This is a genomic window from Janthinobacterium sp. PSRC1-1 (genome assembly GCF_049897525.1).
GTDB classification, from domain to species: Bacteria; Pseudomonadota; Gammaproteobacteria; order Burkholderiales; family Burkholderiaceae_D; genus Janthinobacterium; species Janthinobacterium tructae.
The window spans coordinates 25,144-43,123 of record NZ_JAFCWK010000013.1; the positions used below are offsets into that span (position 1 = coordinate 25,144).

Consider the following 17,980-nt stretch of genomic DNA (forward strand, 5'->3'; position numbering starts at 1 on the left):
ATATTTTGACCGACCACAATTTATTGCCTGTAAACCCAGATGGCCAGCCTGCCGATTCGCACGCCAGTCTGCCAGCCGAACCCCAGGCGGCCCCTGGCAAGCACGATGCCGACATCGAGCGCCTGTTCGGCGCGGGTGGCCCGCTCGGTCCCGCCGTGGGCAGCTACAAGCCGCGCCGTTCGCAAACGGAAATGGCCAAGGCCATCGCCCACGCCATCGACAGCCAGACCACCCTGATCGCCGAGGCGGGCACGGGCACGGGTAAAACCTTCGCCTACCTGGTGCCGGCCCTGATGTGGGGCGGCAAGACCATCGTGTCGACCGGCACGAAGAACTTGCAGGACCAGTTGTTCCTGCGCGATATCCCCACCGTGCGCGCCGCGCTGCAGGCACCGGTCTCCGTCGCCCTGCTGAAGGGCCGCTCGAACTACGTCTGCCACTATCACCTGGAACGCACCTTGCAGAACGGGCGCATGACCTCGCGCGACGACGTGGGGCATTTGCGCGAAATCTCGCGCTTCATCAAGATGACCAGCTCCGGCGACAAGGCGGAACTGGCCAAGGTGCCGGAAAACGCCATGATCTGGAACCTGGTGACGTCCACGCGCGACACCTGCATGGGCGCCGAGTGCCAGTATTACCAGGATTGCTTCGTGATGAAGGCCCGCAAGGAAGCCCAGCAGGCCGACGTGGTGGTGGTCAATCACCATCTGTTCTTTGCCGACGTGGCCCTGAAGGACACGGGCGTGGCGGAATTGCTGCCGTCGGCCAATACCATCATCTTCGATGAGGCGCACCAGCTGCCCGATACGGCCACTTTATTCTTTGGCAACACGGTGTCGACCTCGCAAATCCTGGAACTGTGCCGCGACGTGCTGGCCGAGGGCCTGGCGCACGCGCGCGGCATCGACTGGGCCAAGACGGTGACGGTGGTGGAAAAGGCGGCGCGCGACCTGCGTTTGACCTTCCCGCAGGATATCGTGCGCCTGTCGCTGCCGCAAATCGCCCCGTCGAGTGATTTCTTTCCAGCGCTCGACACGCTCAAAGATGAGCTCGACGGCATGGTGGCCGTGCTGGAAACCCAGGCGGAACGCGCGGAAACGCTGGAACAGTGCCGCGTGCGCGGCGTCGAGCTGGCGCAGCAGCTGAGCGGCTGGAAGTTCGATCCGAAGGCCAAGGTCGCGGCTGGCGAAGAAGCCGTGTTCTGGGTGGAGGCGTTTTCCAGCTCCTTGCAGTTGCATAAAACACCATTGTCGATCGCGCCGATCTTCAACAACCAGCGCGAAGGCACGCCGCGCAGCTGGATTTTCACGTCCGCCACCCTGGCCGTGAAGAACGATTTCAAGCATTTTTCGGAACAGATGGGCTTGACGGGCGAACCGTCGCACACCTGGCCGAGCCCCTTCGACTATGGCCAGCAGGGCTTGCTGTTCGTGCCGCAAAACCTGCCGCAGCCGAACTCGCTGGGCTACACGGACGCCGTCATCGACTGCGCCTTGCCCATCATCGAGGCGGCGGGCGGGCGCACCTTCTTCCTGTGCACCACCTTGCGCGCCGTCAAGCGCGCGGCCGAGCGCCTGGCCGACGAATTCAAGCAGCGGGGCCTGAACTTCCCCCTGTTCGTGCAGGGCGACAAGGGCCGCACGGAATTGCTGGACCAGTTCCGCGCCGCCGGGAATGGCGTGCTGATCGGCAGCCAGAGCTTCTGGGAAGGCGTCGACGTGCGCGGCGATGCGCTCTCTCTGGTGATCATCGACAAGCTGCCGTTCGCGCCGCCCGACGATCCCGTGCTGGCGGCGCGCATCGAAGTGATGGAAAAACAGGGCAAGAACGGCTTCATGCACCATTCGCTGCCGGAAGCCATCATCAACCTGAAGCAGGGCGCAGGCCGCCTGATCCGTGACGAAGGCGACCGCGGCGTGCTGATGATCTGCGATCCGCGCCTCATTTCCAAGCCGTACGGCAAGCGCATCTGGCAAAGCCTGCCACCGTTCAAGCGCACGCGCGACACCAGCGAAGTGGTGGAATTCTTCCGCAACCTGCCCGCCAGGGGCGCTTAAGTCCTGCCTGCCGGCGCCATCGGCGCGCCGGCTTATTTCCCTTTGTTATCAAGCCACTAGCGCTTCCGGTGCGGCGCTTGCCTGCGCGCCTGGCATGCCAGAAATGGGCATGATCGCGCCAGTTTCTGGCATTGTTACGAATGTCCAGGACGCCAGACACATCTTTGCGCCAGCGCAAACTGAGCTGTTGCCGGGCGGTCTACAGTGAACTCATGCCTTGCAGGATCAAGGCGCGGCGATGGCAGGGCCGCACGGGGAACAGGGGGGATGCCATGGAGATCCGCTACGGCTGTTTCTTGAGCTATGCACACGGCCAATATGCGTTCATGAACAAGTTCAAGAATGATCTCATCGAGGCGCTGGCTTGCTATCTGGAACCGCACCTCGACCGTGAAGAAGTGCTGTTCATCGACAGCGAGCAACTGGGCGGCGGCGACGATATCGACCTGCGCGTGGCGCGCGCCATGTGCCAGAGCGTCTGCATGATCGTGCTGTACACGCCCAAATATGAAGCACACGGCTATACGCGGCGTGAATTTGCTGCCATGCAACTAATCGAGCAGGAGCGGCGCGCCTGGTATGCGCTGCCCAGCCACCTGATCATCCCCATCATCATGACGCGCCATCCGGACGGCTTGCCGCCGCAAATCACGGAGTCGGGGCTGTACGTCGATTTCTCCGGCTATACGCTGGCCAGCGGCGACCTGAAGTCGAATCCGCAATACCTGCCCGACATCGACCGCATCGTGCAGCGCATCGCCACGCATTACCACTTGCTCAAGCGGTCGACACCGCCCGGCCACGATTGCAGCCGTTTCGTGTTGCCCGCTATTCCACCGGAATGGCGCGCCATTCCGCCTCCCCACTTTCCGCGTTAATCACGTAAAAGGTCCTGTCATGGAATGCCAACGCCTCTCCCTGCCGCCTTTGAGCGCCCCTGGCGAAGTCGTCACCTTCTATTCCTACAAGGGCGGTACCGGCCGCACCATGGCCCTGTCGAACATCGCCGTCCTGCTGGCGCGCCGTGAAAACGCCAGCGTGCCGGTACTGATGCTGGACTGGGACATGGAAGCGCCGGGCCTGCACCATTATTTCGAGCAGCACGAGGAACGGCCGGGCGTGCTCGAATTCTTCGAGGCCTGCCGCCAGCAGCTCGAGCGCATCAGCCTGGAAAATGGCGGCGGGCAGGCCAGCGGGCGCGAAGATGCGGGGCGCGAGGACGCGGCGCTGGCGCAGCGCGTGCTCGACGCCATCGACTGGCAGCAATACGTGGTGCGCGTCGACCAGGGCAGCCCGCTGTACCTGATGCGTGCGGGGCGTTTCGATGCCAGCTACAGCGAACGCCTGGCGCAGATGCGCTGGGATCAGCTGTTCGACACCTGCCCGGCCCTGTTCCGCTGCTTCGCCGATACCCTGGCCCAGCATTTCCGCTACGTGCTGGTCGATTCGCGCACGGGCCGCACGGACAGTGCCGGCATCTGCACCACCTTGCTGCCGAAAAAGCTGGTGGTGGTCTTCACGCCGAACCGGCAAAGCCTGGAAGGCGTCGACGCGCTCGTCACCCGGGCCATCGAATACCGCCGCAGCCATGAGGATGAACAGCGTCCGTTGCTCGTCTACCCCTTGCCCTCGCGCATAGAAATGGGCGATGGGGCGCAGCGCGCCGAGTGGCGGCGCGGCGACGCGCACAAGGGCATCGCCGGTTTCCAGCCCATGTTCGAGCGCCTGCTGCGCACTTCCTACGGCTTGTCGCAGATTGCCCTCGACAGCTATTTCGACGAAGTCCAGCTGCAGCAGACGAAAACCTTTGCCTATGGCGAGCAGCTGGCCGTGCGCATCGACCAGGGCGGCGACCGCTTTTCCCTCACGCGTACTTTCGAAGCCTTTTTGCACTGGCTGACGGGCGGTTATTTTCCCTGGCAATCGAGCCGTGAAATCGCCTTGCTGGGCGCCATCAGCGAAGCGCGCCAGGCCTTGCAGCTCGAACCGGGCCGCGCCGTGGCCCTGCCGCTGGCGCGCGACCTGGCGCGCCTGGGCGAGCTGTACCGCAAGGAGGGGCGCAGCGCGCAGGCGCTCGATGCCTTTCGCCAGAGCGTCGAGATCCGCATACGCCTGCTGGGTGAGGAGCATCCCGACAGCCTGGCGTGCAAGAGCGGCATGGCGCGCCTGCTGCGCCAGCTGGGCAAGCTCGATGAAGCGCGCTTCCTGGAAGAGGACGTGCTCGACGTGCGTGAGCGCGTGCTGGGCAGCGAGCATCCCGACACCCTGGCCGCCCGCGCCTGCCTGGCGCAAACCCTGTTGCAGCAGGGGGAACTGGCGGCGGCGCTGCTGCTGCAAGATGCCGTGCTGGCAAGCTACGCGCGCCAGCTGGGCGGCGAGCATCCGCTGACCCTGGAAGCGATGGATCGCCGCGCCGCCACCCTGCTGCGCATGGGGCGGCTGGCGCAGGCGCAGCAAGTGCTGGGCACGGTGGTGGCGGCGCGCGAGCGCCTGTTTGGCGCCGAGCACGGCGATACCTTGCGCAGCAAGCTGGCGCTGGCGCAGGCCCTGGGGCGCGCAGGCGACCTGGAAGGCGCGCGGCGCCTGCTCGCTGCCGTGCTGCAGGTGCAGGAGCGGCGCCTGGGCAGCGACCATGCGGCCACCCTGGCCACGCGCGACTTGCTGGCCGATATCGTGGCCGGGCAGGGCGACTGGGCTGGCGCGCGCCAGCTGCACGAAGACCAGGTGGCGGCGCGCGAGCGCACGCACGGGCTCGACCATCCTGAAACCCTGATGAGCCAGCGCAAGCTGGCCGAGGCGCTGCTGCGGCGTGGCGAGCTCGATGCGGCGCGCAGCGTGCAGGAGCAGGTGCTGGAAGTGCATGCGCGCCTGCTGGGCGAAGATCACCTCGATACCTTGCACAGCAAGAAGCAATTGGCCGGGACCCTGCAGCAGCAGGGCGACAGCGAGGCGGCGCGCCTGCTGGAGGACGCGGTGCTCAGCGGCAGCGACCGGTTGCTGAATGCGCCCGTCACGGGGCATGCGGACAGTGTGCTGGACGGCGCCCGGCATTTGCAGGAAACTATCCTGGCCGGCCGCGCCAGCGAGCAGGACGTGGCCGAGCCGGACGCCCTGGCCAGCATGATCTCGATGTTGCAAGGCATGATCGAGCGCGAACAGTATGCGCAGGCGGGCGAACTGGCCGACCATTTGAAGTCCGGTCTGCTGCGCCCTGGCGTGCCGGGCAAGCTGCGCAGGCGCGGCATGGCGCAGCTGAAAAGAATGTATAAATTACAAGGTGATCTGAATGCCTTGCTGGCCTTGCAGGAGGATGAAGTGCAGGCGCTGGAAGGGGCGTTGTCGGAGGCGGGCATCGAGCCGCGCTGACGCCTCGCGCCATGTCAGCGCGGCGGCATAAATAATGCTGCCATTCGGCGCGTGGCACGCGCAGTGTTGGCATTGCTTCAGGTAAAATCTCGTTATGAGAATTCTTATCAGTAACGACGACGGTTACCTGGCGCCAGGCCTGGCGGCCCTGGCCGACGCGCTCGCGCCCATTGCGGAGATCGTCGTGGTGGCGCCCGACAGCAATCGTTCGGGCGCGTCCAATTCGCTGTCCCTGGACCGGCCCCTGTCCGTGCACAAGGCGGCCAACGGCTTTTATTTTGTCAACGGCACGCCCACCGACTGCGTGCACGTGGCGCTGACGGGCATGCTCATCGAGCGCCCCGACCTGGTGGTCTCCGGTATCAACAACGGTCCCAACATGGGCGACGACACCCTGTATTCGGGTACCGTGGCGGCCGCCACGGAAGGCTATCTGTTCGGCATTCCCGCCATCGCCTTTTCCCAGTCGCAATTCGGTTGGGCCAACCTGGATGCGGCCGCCCGCGTGGCGCGGGAAATCGTCGAGCGCCAGTTTGACGCCCTGCAGAAACCGTATTTGCTGAATGTGAACATCCCCGCCATTCCATACGAACAATTGCAAGGCATGGCGGCCACGCGGCTGGGCAAGCGCCATTCGGCCGAGCCCGTGATCCGCGCCCTCGATCCCCGTGGCCGTGAAATCTTCTGGATCGGCCCCGCCGGCGCCGCCAAGGAAGGCGGGCCGGGCACGGACTTTTACGCCGTTGAACATGGACAAGTCTCGATCACGCCGTTGCAGATCGACCTGACCCATACCACCCAACTCGATGCACTGGCACAAGGCCTGGCATGACCGCTCACTATGACTGACAAGCCGCGTACCTTCCCCCTGACCCTCGATTCGCTGGCCGGCAAGCCCGCCAGGCAGGGCGGGGGGCCGTCGCTGGCGCAGTCACGCATCGCCACGCCGCAGACGGCGACGCAAAATGCGGCGCAAAATGCGGCCAGGGGAAGCGCGCCGTACTACGCTGCCACGCTGCCCATCGCGCCGTCGCGCGCCCAGGCCATCGCCAATGAGCGGGCGCAACCGGCGGTGCCGTCGCCGCCACGGCAAAATCCGCTGGTGTCGGAGGCCGTACGCCGGGCCATGGTGGCGCGCATCGCGAAACAGGGCGTCAAGGATCAGGTGGTGCTCGACGCCATGCAAGCCGTGCCGCGCCACATGTTCATGGACGAGGCGCTGGCGTCGCAGGCGTATATCGACGCCTCCTTGCCCATCGGCCACCACCAGACCATTTCGCAGCCGTACATCGTGGCGCGCATGATCGAAGTGATGCGCCAGGGCGGCAACTTGCAGCGCGTGCTGGAGATCGGCACGGGCTGCGGTTACCAGGCGACGGTGCTGTCGCTGGTGGCGAAAGAGGTATATTCGATCGAGCGCATCCGGCCCCTGCATGAGCTGGCGAAGGCCAATCTGCGCCCGCTGCGCGTGTCAAATCTGCGCTTGCAGTACGGAGATGGTATGCTTGGCCTGCCGCAGGCGGCGCCCTTCGACGGGATCATCCTTGCCGCAGCCGGCCTGGAAGTCCCGCAAGCCTTGCTGGAACAGCTGGCGCCCGGCGGGCGTCTGGTTGCGCCGGTGGGGGCTAAATTGCAACACTTACAACTCATTACCCGGGTGGGGAAAATGGAATGGACCAGCCAGACCCTGGAAGATTGCCATTTCGTGCCTTTGCGCCCGGGCACCATATGATCCCCGGATCAGCTAGCAAGCAGGACCTATATATACATGCGAATGATTAAGAAAAGTAACGTATTCCTCTGCAGCCTTGCGCTGGCCGCCCTGTTGAGCGGTTGCGGCACCACGGGTGTTCAGGCACCCGTCGTGGAGCGCCACCCATCGAGCAGCAGCGCCGCCGCCAGCGACCCGCGCGACCGCGATCCGGCCTATTACACGGTCAAGCGCGGCGACACGCTGTTGCGCATCGCTCTGGAACACGGCCAGAATTACCGCGACCTGGTGGCCTGGAATGACTTGAGCAACCCGAACGACATCAAGGTCGACCAGGTGCTGCGCGTGTTGCCGCCGAATGGCGACACGGGCGGCGCGCAAACATCGGCCATCGTCATGCCGCCGGTGACGGAAGCCAAGCCGGCCGCACCCGTCGTGCCAAAGAAAACGGGCCCGCGCGGCGAGAAGCGTGCGTATTCCGACGCCACCCTGGCCGAGTTGCGCGCCGATGGCGGCAGTGCCGACGCCAAGCCTGCGCCAGCGCCGGCAGCAGTTGTCGCCGCCGCACCGGCCGCCGCTGCGGCAGCCCCTGCGGCATCGGCGCCTGGCGACGAGAAGATCAGCTGGATGTGGCCGTCCGAAGGCAAGGTCATCGGCACTTTCGACGAAGGCAAGAACAAGGGCGTCGATATCGCCGGCAAGTCGGGCCAGCAGGTGGTGGCGGCCGGCGCGGGAAAAGTCATGTATGCCGGGAGCGGAATCCGTGGTTATGGTAATCTTGTCATCGTGAAGCACAGTAATAGTTTATTGTCGGCATATGCGCATAACCGCAGCATCCTGGTGAAGGAAGGGCAGAACGTCAACAAAGGCCAGGCCATCGCCGAAATGGGCGATTCCGATGCCGACCGCGTGAAGCTGCACTTTGAAATCCGCCAGCAGGGCAAGCCTGTCGACCCTTCGAAATTCCTGCCTAACCGTTAGGTAAAGCAATGACACACGCGCCGCACGATCAGCTGGACGATGAGCCGGAACTGCCGGAAGACGGGGCAGACGAAGTCGTGACGGACGATGCCGGCGAACTCGACGGTGTTGATGCCGTCGACGCGGGCGAGGGCGGCGAGGTGGCCAGCGTCAGCGTGCTGGTCGAAAGTGTCGATGAACTGAAAAAGGTGCTGGCGGCCGAGCTGTCGACCGATACCACGCAGCACTATCTGAACCAGATCGGCACGCGGCCCCTGCTGACGGCGGCGCAAGAGGTGCATTACGCCACGCTGGCCAAGCAGGGCAATTTCGAAGCCCGGCAAACCATGATCGAGCACAACCTGCGCCTGGTCGTGTCGATCGCCAAGCATTACATCAACCGCGGCGTGGTCTTGCTCGACATGATCGAGGAGGGTAACATCGGCCTGATGCGGGCCATCGACAAGTTCGAACCCGAACGCGGTTTCCGTTTTTCCACCTATGCGACCTGGTGGATACGCCAGAGCATCGAGCGCGCCATCATGAACCAGGCGCGCACGGTGCGCCTGCCCGTGCACATGGTGCGCGAACTGAACCAGATCCTGCGCGGCAAATACCACCTGGAAGCCCAGCATCACGATGGCAAGGATGCCACCGCGGAAGACATCGCCCACCTGGTGGGCCGTCCCGTGGAAGAGGTACAGGATATCCTGGCCCTGTCCGAGCACGCCACCTCGCTCGACGCGCCGCTCGACAACGATCCGCAGTCGTCGCTGATGGACATGCTGCCCGGCGCCAGCGAAGACAGCCCCGACGCGCGCGCGGAACACCATGAAATGACGGTGCTGGTGCGCGACTGGCTGACCAAGCTGCCCGACAAGCAGCGCGTGGTCATCATGCGCCGTTTCGGCCTCGACAACGACGATCCGGCCACGCTGGAAACCCTGGCCGAGGAAATGGGCGTGACGCGCGAGCGCGTGCGCCAGATCCAGCAGGAAGCGCTGATTAAATTGAAGCGCGCCATGGCGGCACGTGGCGTCGTGCGCGACTCCCTGCTCTAAGGCGCCCGTTCCCGGTAATTCCGGGGCCGCATCTGCTATCATACGCCCCGCTCGCGGCGCCTGACCTTTCCCCCATTCTTTCAAGTTCCAGCGCGGCCCTGCGTCCTGGCCCACTCTTACCTATTGATCGCTATGCAAGAAAATATCATCGAAATCAAATCGCTCGACATGGACGCCCGTGGCGTTGGCCATATTGAGAACGAAGACGGCTCGCCGGGCAAGGTCGTGTTTGTCGAAGGCGCACTGCCGGGCGAGCGCGTCAGCTTTGTGACGTACAAGAAAAAGAAAAACTGGGAAATGGCCCGCATGACGGTGCTGCACCGCGAATCATCGATGCGCGTGACACCCAAGTGCAAGCATTTTGATAATTGCGGCGGCTGCTCGATGCAGCACCTGGAACCGTCGGCGCAGGTGGCGATCAAGCAGCGCGTGCTGGAAGACAATCTGTGGCATATCGGCAAGGTGCGTCCGCAAAGCATCATGCGCCCCATGTATGGCCCGACCTGGGGCTACCGCTACCGCGCGCGCCTGTCCGTGCGCCACGTCAAGAAGAAGGACGCCGTGCTGGTGGGCTTCCATGAAAAGAAATCGGCTTTCGTTGCCGACATGGATAGCTGCGAAATCTTGCCGCCGCACATTTCCGCCATGCTGCTGCCGCTGCGCGGATTGATTGCGTCGCTGTCCATCTTCGACCAGATGCCGCAGATCGAACTGGCCGTGGGCGAAGATGTCACCGCCATGGTCTTGCGCATCATGGCGCCGCTGACGGCGGACGATGAAACGAAGTTGAAGGCCTTTGCCGACGAATACGGCGTGCAATGGTGGCTGCAGGTGAAGGGGCCGGAAACGGCCGTGCCGTTCTATCCGCTGGACAAGCAATTGCACTATCTGCTGCCGGAATTCGGCGTCAAGATGCCGTTCAAGCCTGTCGATTTCACGCAGGTGAATCACCACATCAACCGCGTGCTGGTGTCGAAAGCCCTGCGTTTGCTGGAAGTGCAGCCGACGGACCGCGTGGCCGACCTGTTCTGCGGCCTGGGCAATTTCACCTTGCCGCTGGCCACGCAAGGCAGCGCAGTGGTGGGCATCGAAGGCAGCACCACCCTGACGGAACGGGCGCTGGAAAACGCGCTGGCCAATGGCCTGGCGGAAAAAACCTCGTTCTCGACGCGCAACCTGTTCGAAGTCACCACCGACGACCTGATCGCGCTGGGCAAGTTTGACCGCATCCTCGTCGACCCGCCACGCGATGGCGCCATGGCCCTGTGCCAGGCGCTGGTCGGCCTGTCGCAAGTGCGTCCCGACCTGCTGCCCAAACGCATCGTCTACGTCTCGTGCAGCCCGTCGACCCTGGCGCGCGACGCCGGCATCCTGGCGCTGGAAGCGGGCTATGTGCTGAGCAAGGCAGGCGTGGTGAACATGTTCCCCCACACGTCACACGTAGAGTCGATGGCGGTCTTTGATTTGCTCTGAGGGCACACCTGAGAAAACGTCCATAGCTGCGTTGCCTTGCCTAGCCGTACTATTCGTACTGTCTTCGGCAAGGCGCCTTGCTCTGAACGTTTTTCAGGCGCGCCGAGGCTATCCATGCGCTGGCCTGGATTTCGCGCTAATACCACTTACAGTGTATTAAAAAACTGGTCTGTCTTTTCCCGATCCAGCGTCTTTTTTCATCCTCCCTCTGCCGTTTTTTCATTGTCCAGTAGGACAACACGCCGTTCGCATAAGCCGCTGCGCTTTCTGCACGAAGTGGTATTGCCCACTTTGATGCCACTTTAAAACCACTTGACCGCCTATTTTTTCAGCAGCATGCTGTTCTTGCAACTGCAGAAAAACAAGATCACAGGGTAGCTTTTCATCGAAGCAGAGTGGTATTTCCGCAAACCTGAACAGGAGACAGCGTGGAAAATTTAATACTCAAAAAAACGATCAGAAACATGATGGTATGCCTGGCCAGCGGTGGCGTGCTGGCGGCATGCGGTGGCGGCGGCGACGCCGGCGCGCCGGCTGGTGCGCAATTGCTGGCGGCCAGCACCGTGGTCGCCTGCGTGCCGTGGCAAGAGGGCGGCACGTACAACGCGGGCACGGTGGTCAATTACCTGGGCGCGAACTACACGGCTCTGGTGACGCAGACCGATCACGTGGGCTCCGGTTGGAATCCCGTTGCCACGCCGAGCCTGTGGAGCGCGGGCGGCAGCTGCGATGGCGGCACCACGCCTACGCCGACACCGACCCCGACGCCCACGCCCACGCCGACACCGGCGCCTACGCCAAATCCGACGCCCACCCCGACACCGTCGCCCACCGGCGGCACCTGCGCGCTGGCATGGGTGGCCGGTACGGCCTACAGCGCGGGCGCCACCGTCAGCTACGGCGGCACGAATTACCGCGCCAATTACTGGACGCAGGGTGACAACCCGTCGACCAGCAGCGGCGCCGCCGGCACGGGCAAGCCATGGACCAGCCAGGAAATCTGCAGCACCACGCCGACGCCTACCCCGACACCGACGCCAACACCAACGCCGACACCAACTCCGACACCAACTCCTACCCCGACCCCGACCCCAACCCCGACCCCAACCCCGACGAGCCGCGAAGTGGGGTCGTACTTCGCGCAGTGGGGCGTGTATGGCCGCGACTATGAAGTGGCGAACGTGCACACGAGCGGCGTGGCCGACAAGCTGACCTTCATCAACTACGCTTTCGGCAACATCTATCCGAAAAACGGCGGCTACGAATGCGCGATGATCACCAAGACGGAGCCGGGCGCGACGAATCCGAATTCGCCGGACGCGGGCACGGGCGGCGATGCCGAGGCCGATTACATCCGCACGCCGAAGCGCACCGTCGATGGCCAGGCCATTCCTTGGGACGCACCGTTGTCGGGCAACTTCCTGCAGCTGAGAAAACTCAAGGCGGCGCACCCGAACCTGAAATTGTTCATCTCGCTGGGCGGCTGGAGCTGGTCGAAGAACTTCTCCGTCGGGTCGGCCACCGATGCGCTGCGCAAGCAGATGGTGCGTTCCTGCATCGATATCTACATCAAGGGCAATTTGCCGGTGCAGGGCGGGCGCGGTGGCGCGGGTGCGGCGGCCAACATCTTTGACGGCATCGATATCGACTGGGAATACCCGGTCGGCGGCGGCCAGCCGTACAACACGGTCAGCCCGAACGACAAGCGCAACTTCACCTTGCTGATGGCGGAATTTCGCAGCCAGCTCGATGCGCTGGGCGCCGCCAACGGCAAGCGCTACCTGCTGACGGCGGCCGTCGGCGCCGGCAAGGACAAGATCGATAACACGGAACCTGCCCTGTACTCGCAGTACATGGATTGGATCAACCTGATGACCTACGACTTCCACGGCGGCTGGGAAACGAGCACCAACTTCAATGCCCAGCTGTTTGCCGACCCCGCCGATCCGTCGACGGGCATGGCGCGCGAATACGTGGGCGACAAGGCGGTGCAATACATGATTGCCGCCGGCGTGCCGCGCGACAAGCTGCTGCTGGGCATACCGTTCTATGGCCGCGGCTGGACGGGCGTGGCGCCGGGACCGAACGGCGATGGTCTGTACCAGGCGGCCACGGGCACGGCGCCGGGCACCTACGAGTCGGGCATCGAGGACTATAAAATCCTCGTCGCCAAGACCGGCACGCGCTACTACCATCCCGTGACCAGGCAGCTGTACCTGTACACGGGCGCGGGCGGCCAGTGGTGGAGCTATGACGATCCGACCGTCATCGGCACCAAGGTGAAATACGTCAAGGACCAGGGCTTGCGCGGCGCGTTCTCGTGGGAACTCGATGGCGATGCCAACGGCGTGCTGGCGACCGAGGTGTGGAAGGTGCGGTAATACTGCGCCAGAGTAGGGTACGGCCGGGCGGCATACGCTGTCCGGCTGTTCATGCACATAAAAAACAGGAGGCGGGCGATGGCGGCGGTATCGACATTCGGAGTCAAGCAGAAGGAGCAGAAGCAGCCGCCGGAGCAGGAACTGAGCCGCGAGTGGCGCAGCTGGATCGCGGAAAACCTCATGCTGGGCAGTCATCCGTCGGCGCTGATGCCGGCGCTGCAACAGGCCGGCATCGTCGAGCCCCTGGCGCGCCGCGAAATCGAACTGGCGTTGCATAGTCCGTATCTTGCCGGCGCCGTGCGCCTGTCGAACCGGCTGGCCAAGCGCGACTGGGTGATCGACATCCAGCGCAAGCTGAATCAGCTGCGTACACCCGAGATACCCCGCCGCGACAAGCTGTCCGCGCAGCAATTCCTCGATGAGTACTATTCCACCAACCAGCCCGTGATCATCACCGGCATGCTCGATGACTGGCCGGCGCTCCGAAAATGGAGTCCGGCCTATTTCCGCGAACACTACGCGCAGCGCGAAGTGGAGGTGCAGTTCGGCCGGGAAGCGGATGCCCAGTACGAAATGAACAGCGTGGCGCACAAGCGCAAGATGGCCTTTGGCGAATACGCCAGCCTGGTCGAGAGCAGCGGCCCGACCAACGATTTCTATATGACGGCGAACAACAATTCGCAAAACCGGCAGGCGCTGCGCGAGCTGTGGGACGATATCGGCCAGCTGCCCGCATACCTGAAGCAGGATGACGGCCCCACGGGATTCTTATGGTTTGGTCCGGCCGGCACGGTGACGCCATTCCACCACGACTTGACGAACAACTTCATGGCGCAGGTCAAAGGGCGCAAGCGGCTGCGCATCATGGCCGCCTGCGAGGTGGCGCGCGTGTACAACCAGCGCCACTGCTTTACGCCCGTTGACGGGCGCGCCATCGACCTGCGGCGCTATCCGCTGATGGCCGACGTGCAGGTGCGCGAATGCGTGCTGGCGCCGGGCGAAATCCTGTTTTTGCCCGTCGGCTGCTGGCATTTCGTCGAAGCGCTCGACGTATCGATGACGGTGGCGTTTACCAACTTCAAATGGGATAACGATTTTTATAGCAAGTATCCATCGAATCACGACTTCTGATTGCGGGGCTTACTTGCCGCGAACAGCCGCCGAACAGGCGGCTTTTTTCATGTTACGGGGTGCATCCTGTATAAGATATTTCCACAAAATAATTTATTTAAATCATTTTGCAGCAATTATTTTGATATGAACGGCCATGATGTTTCATTATCCAGATGGCGATGGCGGGCGGATAATTTTATGGCTGGCGCGGCGCCGGGCCGCTGTTGTGGCTTGCCGGCGCGCGCCGGCACCGACAACCATCTGGAGGCGGCAGGGCATGAATACGCAGCAAATGACACAGTTACAGCAAGCACCGGCAGGTAGTAGTGAACTCCAGCTCGACACGCGGCTGACCCGCGAAGCGGCCGAATTGCTGGCCAGGGCCGACATCCACCTGAACGGCCGCGCCGCCTGGGACATGCAGCTGCGCAAACCGGGCGTACCGGAACGCGCCTTCGCCAGCGGCAACCTGGGCCTGGGCGAAGCGTACATGGATGGCGACTGGGATGCGCAGCAGCTCGACGAATTCTTCTGTCACCTGCTGCGCGCCAGGGTGGCCGACGACGTGCGGCCCATGCGTCTGGCCTTCCATACATTGTATGCGCGCCTGTTCAATTTGCAGACGGAGCGCCGCGCCTGGATGGTCGGCAAGGAGCACTACGACCTGGGCAATGCCTTCTATGCGGCCATGCTCGATGCGCGCATGACCTATACCTGCGGCTACTGGAAGGACGCCAGCAACCTGGCCGAGGCGCAGGAAGCCAAGCTCGATCTGATCTGCCGCAAGCTGCGCCTGGAGCCGGGCATGCGCGTGCTCGACATCGGCTGCGGCTGGGGCAGTTTCATGCGCTATGCGGCGGAAAAATACCAGGTGCAGTGCGTGGGCGTGACGATCTCGCAAGAGCAGGTCGCGTATGCGCGCGGCATGCCGGGCGGAGAGCACCTGGACTTCCGCCTGCAGGATTACCGCGACACCGATGAAAAATTCGATCGCATCGTCAGCATCGGCATGTTCGAGCACGTGGGACACAAGAACCACCGCACTTTCATGGAAGTGGCGCACCGCTGCCTGGAAGACGACGGCCTGTTCCTGCTGCATACCATCGGCAAGAACAAGCGCCAATCCGCGTGCGACCCGTGGATCGACAAATACATCTTCCCGAATGGCGACTTGCCGTCGCTCGGGCAGATCGGCGACGCCATGGACGATCTGTTCGTGGCCGAAGACTTGCACAACTTCGGCGCCGATTACGACAAGACCCTGATGGCCTGGCACGCCAATTTTGAGCAGGCGTGGCCGCGCTTTTCCGCTCAGCTGGGCGAGCGCTTCCACCGCATGTGGTCATACTATCTGCTGTCTTGCGCGGGTGCCTTCCGCGCGCGCGACTTGCAGCTGTGGCAATGGGTCTTGTCGAAGCAGGGCGTATTGGGCGGCTACGAGCGTGTCAGTTGAGATGTGCGGCAGCTGATATGATGGATTGATGGATATCAATCAAGCACGCACCTTCCTGGAAGTGGCTTCCTGCGGCAGTTTCATCATGGCGGCCGAGCGCATGCACGTGACGCAAACGGCCGTCAGCGCCCGCATCCGCACCCTGGAGCAGCAACTGGGTCGCCAGCTATTCGTGCGCAACAAGGCGGGCGCCCGTCTGACGTCGGCCGGCGAGCGCTTCATGCGCCATGCGGCCACCATGGTGCAGGTGTGGGAGCGGGCGCGCCACCAGGTGGCCCTGCCGCCGGGGCGCGACGATGCCGTCAGCATCGGCTGCGAACTGAGTCTGTGGCAGCCGCTGCTCGGTGACTGGCTCATACGTATGAGCCGAGATTGCCCCGAGATCGCCTTGCGCGCGGAAGTCGACAGCCCGGCGCGCCTGCTCGACGCCGTGCACGACGGCTCGCTGGACCTGGCCGTGCTGTACAACCCGCCTCAGCGCCCGGGCCTCGTCAGCGAACTGCTGGCCGAGGAAAAGCTCGTGATGGTGACCACGCGCGCCGACGGGCAGATGCATGCCGATACGTATGTGTATGTGGACTGGGGGCCCAGCTTCGCGGCCAACCACCAGGCGACGTATCCGGAGCTGAGCAGCCCGCCCGTCTCGATCTCGCTGGGGCCGCTGGCGCTCGTCTATCTGCTGGAGGTGGGCGGCGCCAGTTACTTTCGCATCGGCAGCGCGCAACCCTATCTCGATGCGGGCCTCTTGTACCGCGTGCGCGACGCACCCGAATTCTCGCATTCCGCCTGCGCCGTGTATGCGGCCCAGCGCGACAACCCGACCCTGGACCGTGCCCGCGCCTGCCTGCGCGAGGTGGCGGAGAAGGGCAAGTGATGCTGCAGACGTAAAAAAGCCGACCCGAGGGTCGGCTTTTCTCTTTTTCATCGCAGCGCATAAAACGTTCAGGGCAAGGCGCGGTGCCGAAGACAGTACGACTGGTACGGCGAGGCACTGCAACGCCGCCCTGGGCGTTTTTGCGTTAGCGATTAGTCGCGGCTGCCACCGGCGAAGCCCAAGAGCGACAACAGGCTGGTGAAGATGTTGTACACGTCCAGGTAGATGCGCAGGGTAGCCGAGATGTAGTTGGTCTCGCCGCCGTTGATGATTTGCTGCACGTCATACAGGATGTAGGCCGAGAAGATGGCGATGGCGACCATGGAGATCACGATCGACAGTGCCGACAGGCCCAGGAAGATGTTCGCCACCGATGCCAGGATCAGCACGATCACGCCGGCGAACAGCCATTTGCCCATGGCCGAGAAGTCGCGCTTCGACACCGTGGCAATCGTCGCCATCACGGCCAGAATGGTGGCCGTGCCGCCGAACGCCGTCATGATCAGCATGCCGCCGTTCGAGTAGCCGAGCGTGCGCGTCAGGATAGGCGTGAGCATCAGGCCCATGAAGAAGGTGAAGCCCAGCAGGACGGCAACGCCGAGGCCCGAGTTCTTGGTTTTTTCAATCGCGTACATGAAGCCGAATGCGACGGCCATGAAGATGATGAAACCCATGCCGCCGGTCAGCATCGGCAAGTGCATTTGCACGCCGATGAAGGCGCCCAGCACGGTTGGTATCATGGACAGTGCCAGCAGCCAGTAAGTGTTGCGCAAGACCTGATGGCGGACTTGCTGCATGCCCCCCGACAGGTCAAAGGTGCGTTGCATGTTCTGATTCATAGTGCCTCCGTGTTGTCAATTCAAATTACTACTTTGCCCAAGGATAGCATGGACCCCGGTTTTTACAAAAAAACCAGCTTAAGATTTAATTAAACTCAGGCAGGGGCAGAAGATGCCCACCTGCCTGTCTGGGTGATATGGGGTGGAGTATGGTAAAATCAAAGGTTGATTGAGTTATCAATTTACCGTTTTAAACCTTACTTTTTATTGGAGTTTTCACACATGGCAATCGAACGCACCCTGTCGATCATCAAACCAGACGCAGTTGCAAAAAACGTAATCGGTCAAATCTACACCCGTTTTGAAAACGCTGGCCTGAAAATCGTTGCAGCACGCATGACCCAACTGTCGCGCGAACAAGCTGAAGGCTTCTACGCAGCGCACAAAGAACGCGGCTTCTTCAAGGATCTGGTCGACTTCATGGTTTCCGGTCCCGTCATGATCCAGGCCCTGGAAGGCGAAAACGCCGTTCTGGCCCACCGTGACCTGATGGGCGCGACCGATCCGAAGAAAGCAGAAAAAGGCACGATCCGCGCCGATTTCGCCGATTCGATCGACGCCAACGCCGTACACGGTTCCGACGCTGTCGAAGCTGCTAAAGTGGAAATCGCTTACTTCTTCCCAGAACTGAAGGCTTAATTGCCTTAGATAACGTTATTTCCTGGCGTTATCTGTGAAATAACTTATCA

General features: G+C 62.9%; 14 protein-coding genes. 13 read left to right on the plus strand and 1 reads right to left on the minus strand.

The genetic code is table 11. The features are described from left to right. Positions 1-5 precede the first annotated feature (5 nt). From ACP7DW_RS23320 to ACP7DW_RS23375, 12 genes are all read left to right on the plus strand, one after another. On the plus strand, positions 6-2,060 hold the full coding sequence (locus tag ACP7DW_RS23320; protein ID WP_426056922.1) for an ATP-dependent DNA helicase: 2,055 nt from the start codon (positions 6-8) through the stop codon (positions 2,058-2,060). 272 nt (positions 2,061-2,332) lie between these two features. After that, complete coding sequence (locus tag ACP7DW_RS23325) at positions 2,333-2,938, plus strand: toll/interleukin-1 receptor domain-containing protein (protein WP_099762952.1); 606 nt, start codon at positions 2,333-2,335, stop codon at positions 2,936-2,938. A 19-nt stretch (positions 2,939-2,957) separates the two neighbouring features. Then, positions 2,958-5,426, plus strand: a complete 2,469-nt coding sequence (locus ACP7DW_RS23330) for a tetratricopeptide repeat protein (RefSeq protein ID WP_426056921.1) — start codon at positions 2,958-2,960, stop codon at positions 5,424-5,426. Between the two features lie 94 nt (positions 5,427-5,520). Beyond that, positions 5,521-6,258, plus strand: a complete 738-nt coding sequence (gene surE / locus ACP7DW_RS23335; protein WP_298409776.1) for a 5'/3'-nucleotidase SurE — start codon at positions 5,521-5,523, stop codon at positions 6,256-6,258. Positions 6,259-6,267: 9 nt separating this feature from the next. Continuing rightward, positions 6,268-7,158, plus strand: coding sequence for a protein-L-isoaspartate(D-aspartate) O-methyltransferase (locus ACP7DW_RS23340; RefSeq protein WP_426056920.1), 891 nt, complete (start codon positions 6,268-6,270; stop codon positions 7,156-7,158). 42 nt (positions 7,159-7,200) lie between these two features. Next, complete coding sequence (locus ACP7DW_RS23345) at positions 7,201-8,118, plus strand: peptidoglycan DD-metalloendopeptidase family protein (protein WP_426056942.1); 918 nt, start codon at positions 7,201-7,203, stop codon at positions 8,116-8,118. Between the two features lie 8 nt (positions 8,119-8,126). Then, on the plus strand, positions 8,127-9,158 hold the full coding sequence (gene rpoS / locus ACP7DW_RS23350; protein ID WP_426056919.1) for an RNA polymerase sigma factor RpoS: 1,032 nt from the start codon (positions 8,127-8,129) through the stop codon (positions 9,156-9,158). Positions 9,159-9,290: 132 nt separating this feature from the next. Further along, positions 9,291-10,631: a 23S rRNA (uracil(1939)-C(5))-methyltransferase RlmD gene (gene rlmD, locus ACP7DW_RS23355; protein ID WP_099762957.1), complete on the plus strand. Its 1,341-nt coding sequence runs from the start codon at positions 9,291-9,293 to the stop codon at positions 10,629-10,631. Positions 10,632-11,095: 464 nt separating this feature from the next. After that, on the plus strand, positions 11,096-13,012 hold the full coding sequence (locus ACP7DW_RS23360; protein WP_426056918.1) for a glycosyl hydrolase family 18 protein: 1,917 nt from the start codon (positions 11,096-11,098) through the stop codon (positions 13,010-13,012). Positions 13,013-13,090: 78 nt separating this feature from the next. Then, the gene (locus tag ACP7DW_RS23365; RefSeq protein WP_426056917.1) at positions 13,091-14,143 is read left to right on the plus strand and encodes a cupin-like domain-containing protein; all 1,053 of its coding nucleotides are present in this window, start codon (positions 13,091-13,093) and stop codon (positions 14,141-14,143) included. 274 nt (positions 14,144-14,417) lie between these two features. Further along, complete coding sequence (gene cfa, locus ACP7DW_RS23370) at positions 14,418-15,578, plus strand: cyclopropane fatty acyl phospholipid synthase (RefSeq protein ID WP_426056941.1); 1,161 nt, start codon at positions 14,418-14,420, stop codon at positions 15,576-15,578. Between the two features lie 28 nt (positions 15,579-15,606). Beyond that, positions 15,607-16,452: a LysR family transcriptional regulator gene (locus ACP7DW_RS23375; protein ID WP_426056916.1), complete on the plus strand. Its 846-nt coding sequence runs from the start codon at positions 15,607-15,609 to the stop codon at positions 16,450-16,452. A 152-nt stretch (positions 16,453-16,604) separates the two neighbouring features. Here ACP7DW_RS23375 and ACP7DW_RS23380 read toward each other — a convergent pair whose 3' ends face one another. Next, positions 16,605-17,291, minus strand: coding sequence for a Bax inhibitor-1/YccA family protein (locus ACP7DW_RS23380; RefSeq protein WP_034752039.1), 687 nt, complete (start codon positions 17,289-17,291; stop codon positions 16,605-16,607). Between the two features lie 222 nt (positions 17,292-17,513). Here ACP7DW_RS23380 and ndk point away from each other — a divergent pair, with 222 nt between their 5' ends. Next, positions 17,514-17,930, plus strand: coding sequence for a nucleoside-diphosphate kinase (ndk, locus tag ACP7DW_RS23385; RefSeq protein WP_070223377.1), 417 nt, complete (start codon positions 17,514-17,516; stop codon positions 17,928-17,930). Positions 17,931-17,980 lie beyond the last annotated feature (50 nt).